Origin of the sequence: Lactobacillus sp. HMSC08B12 (genome assembly GCF_001808415.1) — a bacterium.
Classification (GTDB): domain Bacteria; phylum Bacillota; class Bacilli; order Lactobacillales; family Lactobacillaceae; genus Lactobacillus; species Lactobacillus delbrueckii.
Genome location: NZ_KV793126.1, coordinates 32,793 through 44,380, shown reverse-complemented (window position 1 = coordinate 44,380; position 11,588 = coordinate 32,793). Strand labels below are relative to the sequence as shown.

Here is an 11,588-nt window from a genome sequence, read left to right as displayed (position 1 = left end):
CTCACAGACCGTCTCAATCAGCTCATAGCCCTTCTTGGTCTTCTTGCTGGCCGTTGACTGGATCTTGCTGTACTTAAAGTACTTAGTGGTCGTCACTTTCTTGCTGGCGCCCTTCTTGGTTACTTTGGCATAGATCCCCATGTTTTTCGTGCCAGGCATCTTGCTGACCGTGGCCGCCTGGGCCGTTTAGGCCTGGCCAATAAAGGCCGCCGCCAGCAGGAGCAAGCAGAGCAGTTTCTTATCCATTTCTTTTTCACTTTCTATATAAATTAGATTCTTTCCAGCTAAAAAAGCCTTTTCACACAAGGACATTATAGCACCAGTTTATTTTTTGAAAAAGAGTGCGCCAAGTTTGACAGACCCGGCCAGGAGTGTTTTAATTAGCACTATATCCAAATGAGTGCTAATCCAATCACTAGGAGGAAAATTATGTTAGTACCTACAGTTATTGAACAAACGGCCCGCGGCGAACGCGCTTATGACATTTACTCCCGCTTGCTGAAGGACCGGATCATCATGCTGAGCGGTGAAGTTAACGACCAAATGGCCAACTCCATCATTGCCCAGCTGCTTTTCCTTGACGCGCAAGACAATACTAAAGACATTTACATGTACATCAACTCACCAGGCGGTGTGATCACTTCCGGCATGGCTATCGTGGACACCATGAACTTCATCAAGTCACCAGTTTCCACCATTGCCACCGGTATGGCAGCTTCCATGGCCTCAATCATTTTGGCTGAAGGCGAAAAGGGCAAGCGTTTTGCCCTGCCGCACGCTACTGTCCTCATCCACCAGCCTTTGGGCGGGGCGCAAGGGCAAGCCACGGAAATCCAAATTGCCGCTGAAGAAATCTTGAAGACCAGAAAGATGATCAATGAAATCTTGGCCAAGGACTCCGGCCAGGACATCGAAACCATCAAGCGCGACACTGAACGCGACCACTACATGACCGCTCAGGAAGCCAAGGACTACGGCTTGATTGACGACATCATGGTCAACCAAAACAAGTAATCCGCTTATCGGGAAAAGAAAATCCAGACGACTGAAATAGCCGTCTGGATTTTTTGTTGTCTTATTATTAGCGGAGGTTTTCCGCGATCTCATGCAATTTCTTCAAGCGGTGGTTAACCCCGGACTTGGAAATCGGCCCGTCGGGAACCTGCTCAGCCAGTTCCTTGAGGGAAAGTTCCGGGTGCTGCAGGCGGAAGCGGGCCAGGCTGGCCAGCTTTTCCGGCAAAGACTCCAGGCCCTGCTTTTGGTCAATCAATTCAATGTCTTCCACCTGCTTGGCTGCCGCGCCGGCCGTCTTGCGGAGGTTGGCCGTGTCGCAGTTGACCAGGCGGTTGACGGAATTGCGCATGTCCCGCATGATCCGCAGGTCCTCAAAGGCCAGCATGGCATTGACCGCCCCGACCACATGAAGGAAGTCGCCGATTTTTTCCGCTTCTTTCAAGTAGACGATGCTGCCGCTTCTGCGGGCCGTCACCTTGGCATTGAGGTCAAAGTACTTGTTCATGATCTTCTGCAGATCCTGGCTGTGGTTGGCATAGGTGCAATAGATTTCCAGGTGGTAGCGGCTGGTTTCCGGATTGTTGACGCTGCCGCTGGCCAAAAAGGCCCCCCGCAGGTAGGACATTGACCGCTGCTCTGAATACTTGATCTTGTCCGGCACCCCGGTGATGAAGCCTTTTTTCGGGGAATAGATCTCTAAATCCGCCATAATCTCGCTGACCATCTGGGCCACTCTGACCAGATACTGGTGGTTCTTCTTCAGCTTCATCTTCCGGGTCACGATCAGCTGGGGCTCAAAGCCGTAGGCCGTCTTGATCAGGGAAAAAATCCGCCGGGCAATGGCCGGGTTTTCCGTCACGATGTCCAGGCTCATCTGCCCGCCATGCCGGCTCAAAACCGCATTCATCCGCAAAAAGGCCGCCAGTTCCGCCTTGGCATGCTCGGGATGGACCTCGATTGAAGTCAGTTCTTTTTTTACCTCACTGGCATAACTCGCCATTAACTTCCTACTTTCTCTTAAACATTTCCTGCAGGGCCAGGTCAATGATTTCCCTGGCCACCTTGTCGCCGTCATGGAAGACCAGGCCGCTTCGCTGGTCGATAAAGTCATCCGTAATCACCCGGCAGTTCTGTTCCTGCAGGCCGGCAAAGTCGTTGGCGACCGGCTTTAAATACTCATCATAGTCTTCCGGATGGAACTTGGTCATGTCGATCCGGGCCCCATTGACCAGGGCAGTGTCGATATAATTGCCGCCCAGGTGCTGGTTGATGACCCGGACGTGGTCGGCATCGCTTAAGCCCACCGTTTCCCCGGCCTGGGTCATGATGTTGCAGACGTAAACCACTTCAGCCTTAGTCTCCCGGACTGCCTGGCCAACATTCGGGATCATCAGGTTCGGCAGAATCGAGGTAAACAAGGACCCTGGCCCCAGGACAATAGCATCGGCCTGCATAATGGCCTCGATCACCGGACTGGGAGCTGCCGGCTCACCGTCATCAGCTGTTACCCAGACCCGCTTGATCTGCTTGTGCTGGCTGGTAATTTCCACTTCCCCGCTGCTCTGGCTGCCGTCCATGAATTCCGCGTTCAAGGTCAAAGGTTCGTTAGCAGAAGGATAAATGTGACCATCAACCTCCATCATGGCTGATAAGTTCTGGACAGCGTCAAAAATATTCCCCTGCATCTCGCTTAAGGCCGCGATGATCAAGTTGCCGATGGCGTGGCCGGAGAAAAAGGAGTCCTTTGATTCAAAGCGGTACTGGAAGATCTGCTTTTTTTCTTGCGAGAGGTCGCTCAAGGAAACCAGGACATTGCGGATGTCGCCCGGGGGAACGACGTTGATGTAGTTGCGGATGATCCCGGATGACCCGCCGTCGTCAGAGACGGTCACGATCGCCGTGATCTCCGCGTCCTGCTTTTTCAAGGCCTGCAAAATGACTGGCAGGCCGGTCCCCCCGCCGATGACGACCACCCGGGGCCGGCGGCGCTTGATGATGCGGATGATCTTGTTTTCGCCAAAAGACATGCTGAATTCCTACTTTCTGAGATAACGGCTGATTTCCCGGTGGGTAATGTCAACCGGATATTTTTCAGACAAGTCGCGCGCCAGCTGCTGGGCGATCGAAACGCTGCGGTGCTGACCGCCCGTGCAGCCGATGGCGATCGTCAGTTTTTCCTTGCCTTCGTCAATGTAGCCGGGAATTGCTGTCAACAAGAGGTCCAGCAGCTTGCCATAAAAGACCTTGGTTTCATCCTTGTCCATGACATAGTTGAAGACCCGCTTGTCCAGCCCCGTGAAGGGACGCAGTTCCGGAATGTAGAAGGGATTAGGCAAAAAGCGGACATCCATGACGATGTCAGCGTCAATTGGCATTCCATATTTGAAGCCGAAGGACATAACCTCAATCCCGAATTTTGGCTTGTGGAGTTCCCCGAATTTGCTCTGCAGCTTCTGCTTCAGTTCCTTCGTCGTCATCTTGGAGGTATCCAAAATGTAGTTGGACCGGTTTCTGACCGGAGTCAAAATGCGGCGTTCATCCCGGATCCCGTCTAAAAGGCGGCCGTTTTCCGCTAAAGGCGGCAGGCGGCGGGTTTCCTTGTAGCGGGCCACCAAGGTGTCGTCAGAAGCTTCCAAAAAGACAATCGTGGCCTGGGTCTGGCCGCTGTCTTCCAGGGAGTTGATTTCGTCGATTAGGTCCTTGTAGAAGGACTTGACCCTGAGGTCGATCACCACGGCAACTTTTTCAAAGTCTTCCGAGGTGTTCATCAAGTCCCAGAAATTGCCCAGCAATTCCGGGGGCAGGTTGTCAACCACGAAGTAGCCGACATCTTCTAATGAGTGGGCGGCGACCGTCTTGCCGGCCCCGCTCATCCCCGTCAAAATCAACAGCTGTTTCTTGTGTTTTTCATGCATGATTCCGTATTGCTCCCATAAAACGTTAAACTCTATCATACCGGGCGTGCCGCGTCTTGGCAATTATTTTGCCCTAGCTGCATTCCTATTCTCCACTATTTTTATAAAAAATCCCCTAAGCCGTAGACCCTTCTCCCTTGAAAACCAGTCAAGGTCTCAGCGTGGACCAAGGCACTCAAGACCGCTTCTTCGATTGTCTCCGCCCCGGCTTCAAAGACCGGGTCCAGATGGCTGTCCGGCAAAAAGCTAAAGCTTTCCGCTTCTTTAGCGAAATGGCTGACCCTTTGCGCCGTGGAAAAAGCCAGGGCAATGTCGCCAGAACCATCGCCGATATACGACCCGGTTCTGGCTAAGCCAACCGCGCTCCGGCGGGCCAGGCGGCCTAGTTGCCGGCTGGAGAGAGGCAGGTCGGTGGCGATCACCATCACGATTGACCCCTGGTCTTTTTGATAGCGGGCATAAAGCTGGTTATTTTCTGCTTTCGCCCGGGCCAAAACGGCATCTTTTAGTTCCTGGCCCAAAAGGCGGCTGCCAGCCCGCAACTTGCCAAAAGCCCCGAAATTGGCGCAGACCAGGCTGGCTACGTGATATTTTTTCCCGCCCAGTTCCAAAAGCCGTGAAGCTGACCCGATGCCGCCCTTAAAGCCTAAACAGCGCATACCGGTTCCGGCACCGACATTACCTTCCAGCAGGGGCGGATTACCCTCAGCTAAAGCTAAAGCCGTCAGAGCATCGCTCTCTTTAACCGGCAGGGACCTAATATCATTCAAATCACCGTCGTTACACTCCATTACGACCGGGTTAACCGTCCCGGTTGTGAGGCCGATATCCGGGTTCCGGTCCAGCATGTAGCGGGTCAAGGCCGTCCAGCAGGTCCCCACGGCCAGGGTGTTGGTCATGAGAATCGGAGTCTCCAAAGTACCCAGCTCATTGATCTGAACCAGGCCGGTAGTTTTGCCGAAGCCATTGATGACCTGGCCGCTGGCCAGCATTTTTTGCTTAAAAATATCACTCCCGGGCAAGATTGCCGTGACGCCGGTATTAACCCCGCCCTTTCGCAGGGTCACCTGGCCCACCTTGATCCCCGGAACATCGGTTATGTCGTTTTTCTCTCCGGTTTGATAAGCCCGGGGCAAAAACAGTTCTCCTTTTAAGCCCATCTTCCACCTCAGATTTCCGTCATGAACATTTTCGCCGTCAAGAGTTCCATAATGCTCTTGGCCCGGTAGGAAACGATCCGCTCGCCTGCTCGCTCAGCTCCCGGGTAAAAAGAAGCGGCTCTGGCCCGGCCTGCTGAAGAAAAGCAGAATTCCAGCAGGTATTCGTCAGCTAAAAGCGGCAGACCACCGGGCCCCGCCAAGGCTTCCTTGATCCCGGTCGCGATGCCCGCTGCGACTTCCTGGGGGCTCTTATTGACAGTCGCGCTGCCCACCCCTTTTTTAGTGGCACAGGTCACGATGCCCGGGCAAAAGTCCTCAGCCCGCCGGCAAATTCCGGCATCCCCGGCCAGGAAAAGTGAGGGTACCCCGTACTGGGCCGCGCAGAGGCTGTTGAAGGTAAATTCCGAGGCCAATTCCCCGTTCAGCTTGACCCAGGAATACCAGCCATGTTCCACTGTATGGTCCAAGGGCGTTTCGCTGGAGCCGGCCGGAGAGTGGCTGCCGATATGGATTGCCCCGGCATAGTCGGTTGAAATTCCCGCCATCATTTCTTCTGGTGAAGAGTCCCAGCCCTGGATCAGTTCCGTGCCCGCCGGCAACAGGGCCGGATCCAGGTTGATCCCGTCCTCATGCCCGTCTTTGACGGTCACCTGGTAGCCGGCCTGCTGGCAGGCCTTGACCGCGGCCACGGTTTCTCGGGTCATCTCTTTTAAAGCCAGGTCATAGCCCTTGTGGCCATAATGGGTTTGCTCCCAGCTGGTAACGCCGGCGCAGCCCTCCATGTCGCAGGAAATATAAATCTTTTTCTCCATTTTCCATTGCCTCCCTGCTTTTTGTTTTTTCCTTACACTTTTTTACTGCTTACTTTCATTTTACCATCAAAAAAAACTGCCAACACTTAAACAATCTGTTAAGTATCGGCAGTTTAAAATGCTTAACGGTGCATAAAGGCCAAAGCAATCTCATTTATCCCGAAGATCATCAGGTAGATCGCGATCAAGTAGACCGTGCTCATCACCGCGATAATCGGTCTGAGCAGAAGCATAACCCCGACGACCAGGCCCAGGATGTTCAAGAGCAGGTTGAAGAAGAAATACCAGCCGGTCTCAAAGAAACGCAGGTGCCAGGCAAAGACGATCCCGATCACCGAGTCGACGATGAACCAGATAGCCACCAAGATCGCGATCGTGTATGCCCCGACCTTGTTATCCCACAGGAAGAAGATCCCGATCAAAATGTCAAAGATCCCCGATAAAAGGGTCGTCCAAGACGGGCCAAAGATACCGTGAAAGCCGGCATACATGGAAATCCAAGCGCTCCCCTGCATGATCAACAAGACGGCCAGAACGATGACCAGGCCCCGCAAGCCCTTGCCAGGGTTGGCAAAGAGAAAAATGCTTAAAACGACGGAGATGACCCCAGCGATGAAGACGCCCCAGTCAAAGCCGCGTTTTTCGTTGTAGACAGAATCAAACATAAAAATCACCCCTTCACACTGAAGTAAAAATTCTGACAATTATTTGGCTTCAGCTTTCATTTTACAATACTTTGCTAAAAAAGGTTTAGGGCGTGATTAAGATTCTTTTTCTTTATTTGCAAGACTGCTTTCAGTCAAAGCTTTGTCCCGGCCCAAAACTGGCTTGAGATACTTGCCAGTCCAGGACTCTGGGCAGTCTGCCACCTCTTCCGGCGTCCCCGTGCAGACCACCTGGCCGCCCCGCTCGCCCCCGTTAGGGCCCAGGTCGATCAGCCAGTCAGCCGTCTTGATCACGTCCAAGTTGTGTTCGATCACCAAAACCGTGTTGCCCTGGTCCACCAGGCGCTGGAGGACTTCCAAAAGGCGCTTGATGTCGTCGGTGTGCAGGCCAGTAGTTGGTTCATCCAGGATGTAGAAGTTTTTCCCAGTCGATAACTTCTGCAGTTCGCTGGCCAGTTTCATCCGCTGGGCTTCCCCGCCGGACAAAGTGGTGGCTGGCTGGCCCAGTTTGACATAGCCCAGACCAACGTCGACGATGGTCTGCAGCTTGCGGTGGATCTTGGGAATATTAACGAAGAAGTCACAAGCTTCACTGATCGTCATGTCCAGGACCTGGGCGATATTCTTTTCCCGGTAAGTCACTTCCAAAGTTTCAGAATTATAGCGCTGGCCATGGCAGACTTCACAAGGAACGTAGACGTCCGGCAGGAAGTTCATTTCGATCTTGAGGATCCCATCCCCGTGGCAGGTTTCGCAGCGCCCGCCCTTGACGTTGAAGGAGAAGCGGGCCTTGGTGTAGCCCCGCATCTTGGCTTCATTGGTCTGGGCAAAAAGGGTCCGGATATCGTCAAAGACGCTGGTGTAGGTCGCCGGGTTGCTCCGCGGGGTCCGGCCGATCGGGCTTTGGTCGATGTCGATCACTTTTTCAATATTCTTCCAGCCGGTCAGCTTGTCATACTTGCCCGGCTTGGCGGAATTGTGGTTGAGCTTCTGGGCCAGGACCCGCTTTAAAATCTGGTTGACCAGGGTGGACTTGCCGGACCCGGAAACCCCGGTCACGACCACGAATTCACTCAAAGGGAATTCGACGCTGATATTCTTCAGGTTGTTTTCCGCCGCCCCGGTCAGCTTCAGCTTCTTGCCGCTGCCCTTGCGCCGCTTCAATGGTACCGGGATGAACTTTTCTCCCCGCAGGTACTGGCCAGTCAAAGACTTCGGATTGGCCATGACTTCTTCCGGCGTTCCGGCCGCCGTAACCTCCCCGCCCTGGCTGCCGGCCCCTGGCCCCATGTCAATCAAGTAGTCAGCAGCCCGCATAGTTTCATCGTCGTGTTCAACGACAATCAAGGAGTTGCCCAGGTCCCGCATCCGCTTCAAAGAAGCGATCAAGCGGTCGTTGTCCCGCTGGTGCAGGCCGATAGACGGTTCATCCAAGACATACATAACCCCGGACAGGTTGGACCCGATCTGGGTGGCCAGGCGGATCCGCTGGGCTTCCCCGCCGGATAAAGTCCCGGCTGATCTGGACAGGGTCAGGTAGTCCAGGCCGACGCTAACCAGGAAATTCAAGCGGTCGCAGACTTCTTTTAGGATCGGCTTGGCGATAGCAGCTTCCTGCTCACTTAAGTCAACTGCCTTGAAAAAGGCCAGGCCGTCCTTGATTGACAAGTCACTGGCTTCAGCCAGGTTCTTGCCATTGACCTTAACGGCCAGGGCCTTCTCATTAAGCCGCTTGCCGCCGCAGACCTCACAAGGCAATTCAGTTATGTACTTGCCCATGACTTCCTGCATGAACTTGGACATTGGCTTGGCGTAGCGGCGGTCGACATTGTTGATCACCCCTTCAAAGGGCTGCTTGGTGTCGTTGACCCCGAAGTCCCCTTCCAGGTGGAAGTGGATTTCCTTGTCTGACCCATTTAAGATAATGTCTCTTTGCCGCTTGGTCAGCTTTTTAAAAGGCTTGTCCATCGGGATCTTCAAAGCCGCGCAGGCCTGCTCCAGCATCCCCATGTAGTACTTTGACCCTGCCCAAGGAGCCAGGGCCCCTTCAGCCAAGCTCTTGTCCTTGTCCGGGACCACTAAGTCCGGGTCAACCGCCAGCTTCATCCCCAGGCCATCGCAGGCCGGGCAGGCCCCGAAAGGCGCGTTGAAGGAGAAAAGTCGGGGCTCCATTTCCCCGACTGTAAAGCCGCAAAGAGGACAGGCGTAGTATTCAGAAAAACTGAGCTTCTCGCCCCCGATCACGTCAACGTCCATGTAGCCCTCAGACAGGCGCAGGGCTGCTTCAGCCGAGTCAAAGAGGCGGGACCGGATCCCGTCTTTGATGACCAGGCGGTCAACCACGATTTCGATATCATGGCGCTTGTTTTTCTCTAAAGCAAATTCCTCACTGGCGTCGTGCAGCTCGCCGTCAACGATCACCCGGACATAGCCGGCCCGGCGGATTCGGGCGAAAACCTCCTTGTGCTCGCCCCGCTTGCCCCGGATGACCGGGGACAAAAGCTGGATCTTGCTTCTTTCCGGCAAATCCAGGATCCGGGTCACCATCTGGTCAACCGACTGCCGCTGGATCAAGGTGCCGTCGTTTGGGCAGTAAGGGTGGCCGACCCTGGCCCAGAGCAGGCGGAGGTAGTCGTTGATTTCAGTAACCGTGCCGACCGTTGAGCGGGGATTGTGGGAGGTCGTCTTCTGGTCGATGGAAATGGCCGGGTTAAGGCCGTCGATTGAGTCGACGTCGGCCTTGTCCATTTGCCCTAAAAACTGGCGGGCATAGCTGGACAGAGATTCGACGTAGCGGCGCCGGCCTTCAGCGTACAGGGTGTCAAAAGCCAGTGAGCTCTTGCCAGAACCCGATAAGCCAGTAATAACGACCAGCTGGTCTTTAGGAATGGTTACGTCGATGTCTTTTAAATTGTGCTCACGGGCACCGCGGATGACAATCTTTCTATCTGCCATTGAAGTCCTTGCCTTTCTTCTTAATCGGTTTTCTTACAGAGCCTTCCAATTCGATAATCGCGTCGCGGAGGTTAGCCGCGCTTTCAAAGTCCAAGCGCTTGGCCGCGTCTTGCATCTGCTCTTTCAAGTTGGCGATCATCTGCTTCTTCTGCTTGGCCGTCAGCTCGTCGAAGTTGAGGTCGGCGAAGGAGTCTGACTTTTCGGCTTCCTTGTCGGCCTTGACCACGGAGATCATGTCCCGGACCGGCTTGATGATGGTCTTTGGCACGATCCCATGCTCTTCATTGTACTTCATCTGGATGGCCCGGCGGCGGTTCGTTTCATCAATCGCCAGCTTCATGGAATCGGTGATCCGGTCAGCATACATGATAACTTCACCGTTGGCGTTCCGGGCCGCCCGGCCCATGGTCTGGATCAGCGGCCGGTAGGCCCGCAGGAAGCCTTCCTTGTCCGCGTCCAGAATGGCCACCAGGGAAACTTCCGGTACGTCGATCCCTTCCCTAAGCAGGTTGATCCCGATCAAAACATCAAACTTGCCCAAGCGGAGGTCGCGGATGATCTGCATTCTTTCCAGGGTTTTAATGTCCGAGTGCAGGTAGCGGACCTTGATGCCCAGGTCTTTCAAGTAGTCGGTCAAGTCTTCAGCCATTTTTTTGGTCAAAGTAGTGACAAAAACCCGTTCCTTTCTTTCAATCCGCAGGTTGATTTCAGCAACCAGGTCATCGATCTGCCCTTCAATTGGCCGGACCTCGATCTTCGGGTCCAAAAGGCCGGTCGGCCGGATGACCTGTTCCACGATCCGGCTAGTCTGGTTTAATTCATAGTCACCCGGGGTGGCTGACACATACATGATCTGGTTGACATGCTGCTCAAATTCTTCCAGCTTTAGGGGCCGGTTGTCCAAGGCTGATGGCAGGCGGAAGCCATAGTCAATCAAGGTCTGCTTTCTGTTTCTGTCCCCGTTGTACATGGCCCGGATTTCCGGCATGGTGGCGTGGGATTCGTCGATTAAAATTAGGGAATCCTTGGGGAAGAAGTCCAAAAGGGTGTATGGCGGCTCACCGGCTTTGCGGTTTTCCATCTGCCGGGAGTAGTTTTCAATCCCGTTGGTGTAGCCGACTTCTCTCAGCATTTCCAAGTCGTAGGTGGTCCGCTGCTTGATTCTTTCTGCCTCCAGCAGCTTGCCTTCTTTTTCAAACTTCTTGACCTGGTCGTCCATCTCAGCCTTGATCCGGTCGATAGCCCCGGCCAGTTGATCATCGTTGGTCATGAAGTGGGTTGCCGGGAAAAGGGAGATGCTGTCTCTGACCCCGTGCACTTCCCCGGTCAAGGGGTCAACTTCAACAATCCGGTCGATTTCGTCGCCAAAAAATTCAATCCGGTAGGCCCGGTCGGAATAGCCGGCCGGGAAAACTTCCACAACGTCGCCCCGGACCCGGAAGCGGCCCCGCTGGAAGTCGATGTCGTTTCTGTCGTACTGGATGTTGACCAAGTCTCTGAGCAGGGTGTTTCTTTCGTATTCCTGGCCAGTATAGACGTTTAACACGCTGGCCGCGTATTCTCTTGGGTCACCCAAGCCGTATATACAGGAAACGGAAGCCACCACGATGACGTCATTTCTGGACATCAAGGCGCTGGTGGCGGCGTGCCGCAGCTGGTCGATTTCGTCGTTGATCGAGGCGTCTTTTTCAATGTAAGTGTCTGACTGGGGCACATAGGCTTCCGGCTGGTAGTAGTCATAGTAGGAAACGAAGTATTCCACGGCGTTGTTCGGGAAAAATTCCTTAAATTCATTGTAGAGCTGGCCAACCAGGGTCTTGTTGTGGGTAATGACCAGGGTCGGCTTGTTCATTTTGGCAATTACATTGGCCATGGTATAGGTCTTCCCCGTCCCCGTTGCCCCCTTGAGGATCTGCTCTTTATCGCCGGCTTGAAAACCGGCCGTCAGCTGGTCGATGGCCTGCTGCTGGTCACCGGCCGGCTTATATGGTGAGACGAGTTCAAATTTGTTATTGTCTTGCCGCTTAATCACTTTTTTCCCCCTTAAACTTGCAATAATCAGTCGTA

At 54.0% G+C, this 11,588-nt stretch carries 9 protein-coding genes; 1 reads left to right on the top strand and 8 read right to left on the bottom strand.

The window, feature by feature from the left end; genetic code table 11:
• The first annotated feature begins 429 nt into the window (after positions 1-429).
• A complete protein-coding gene (locus tag HMPREF3168_RS02710; protein WP_002879977.1) occupies positions 430-1,014 on the top strand; it encodes an ATP-dependent Clp protease proteolytic subunit in 585 nt (194 codons plus the stop codon).
• A 67-nt stretch (positions 1,015-1,081) separates the two neighbouring features.
• Here the strand turns inward: HMPREF3168_RS02710 and whiA are convergent, their stop codons facing one another.
• The 8 genes from whiA to uvrB all read right to left on the bottom strand — a co-directional run bounded on the left by whiA (position 1,082) and on the right by uvrB (position 11,553).
• Complete coding sequence (gene whiA, locus HMPREF3168_RS02705) at positions 1,082-2,014, bottom strand: DNA-binding protein WhiA (protein ID WP_070488372.1); 933 nt, start codon at positions 2,012-2,014, stop codon at positions 1,082-1,084.
• A gap of 7 nt (positions 2,015-2,021) precedes the next feature.
• Positions 2,022-3,041, bottom strand: coding sequence for a gluconeogenesis factor YvcK family protein (gene yvcK / locus HMPREF3168_RS02700; RefSeq protein ID WP_016396401.1), 1,020 nt, complete (start codon positions 3,039-3,041; stop codon positions 2,022-2,024).
• Between the two features lie 9 nt (positions 3,042-3,050).
• The gene (gene rapZ, locus HMPREF3168_RS02695) at positions 3,051-3,929 is read right to left on the bottom strand and encodes an RNase adapter RapZ (RefSeq protein ID WP_002879973.1); all 879 of its coding nucleotides are present in this window, start codon (positions 3,927-3,929) and stop codon (positions 3,051-3,053) included.
• 101 nt (positions 3,930-4,030) lie between these two features.
• Positions 4,031-5,089 carry a DmpA family aminopeptidase gene (locus HMPREF3168_RS02690; protein ID WP_003614800.1) on the bottom strand — a complete coding sequence of 353 codons (1,059 nt, stop codon included), beginning with the start codon at positions 5,087-5,089 and terminating at the stop codon, positions 4,031-4,033.
• 8 nt (positions 5,090-5,097) lie between these two features.
• Positions 5,098-5,901 carry a M55 family metallopeptidase gene (locus HMPREF3168_RS02685; protein ID WP_003614752.1) on the bottom strand — a complete coding sequence of 268 codons (804 nt, stop codon included), beginning with the start codon at positions 5,899-5,901 and terminating at the stop codon, positions 5,098-5,100.
• A gap of 122 nt (positions 5,902-6,023) precedes the next feature.
• Positions 6,024-6,566: an HdeD family acid-resistance protein gene (locus HMPREF3168_RS02680; RefSeq protein WP_003614757.1), complete on the bottom strand. Its 543-nt coding sequence runs from the start codon at positions 6,564-6,566 to the stop codon at positions 6,024-6,026.
• Positions 6,567-6,662: 96 nt separating this feature from the next.
• Positions 6,663-9,521 (bottom strand): excinuclease ABC subunit UvrA, encoded by a 2,859-nt coding sequence (gene uvrA / locus HMPREF3168_RS02675; protein WP_070488370.1) that lies wholly within the window; start codon positions 9,519-9,521, stop codon positions 6,663-6,665.
• Entirely contained in the window at positions 9,511-11,553 is a 2,043-nt protein-coding gene (uvrB, locus tag HMPREF3168_RS02670; RefSeq protein WP_003614729.1) for an excinuclease ABC subunit UvrB, read from the bottom strand. The genes uvrA and uvrB overlap by 11 nt, the downstream gene beginning before the upstream one ends.
• Positions 11,554-11,588: the final 35 nt, after the last annotated feature.

Excerpts from the sequence above, each read along its gene's own strand:
- HMPREF3168_RS02680 (WP_003614757.1), bottom strand. The coding sequence starts at position 6,566 with ATGTTTGATTCTGTCTACAACGAAAAACGCGGCTTTGACTGGGGCGTC.
- HMPREF3168_RS02710 (WP_002879977.1), top strand. The coding sequence starts at position 430 with ATGTTAGTACCTACAGTTATTGAACAAACGGCCCGCGGCGAACGCGCT.
- whiA (WP_070488372.1), bottom strand. The coding sequence starts at position 2,014 with ATGGCGAGTTATGCCAGTGAGGTAAAAAAAGAACTGACTTCAATCGAG.
- uvrA (WP_070488370.1), bottom strand. The coding sequence starts at position 9,521 with ATGGCAGATAGAAAGATTGTCATCCGCGGTGCCCGTGAGCACAATTTA.
- HMPREF3168_RS02685 (WP_003614752.1), bottom strand. The coding sequence starts at position 5,901 with ATGGAGAAAAAGATTTATATTTCCTGCGACATGGAGGGCTGCGCCGGC.
- rapZ (WP_002879973.1), bottom strand. The coding sequence starts at position 3,929 with ATGCATGAAAAACACAAGAAACAGCTGTTGATTTTGACGGGGATGAGC.
- HMPREF3168_RS02690 (WP_003614800.1), bottom strand. The coding sequence starts at position 5,089 with ATGGGCTTAAAAGGAGAACTGTTTTTGCCCCGGGCTTATCAAACCGGA.
- yvcK (WP_016396401.1), bottom strand. The coding sequence starts at position 3,041 with ATGTCTTTTGGCGAAAACAAGATCATCCGCATCATCAAGCGCCGCCGG.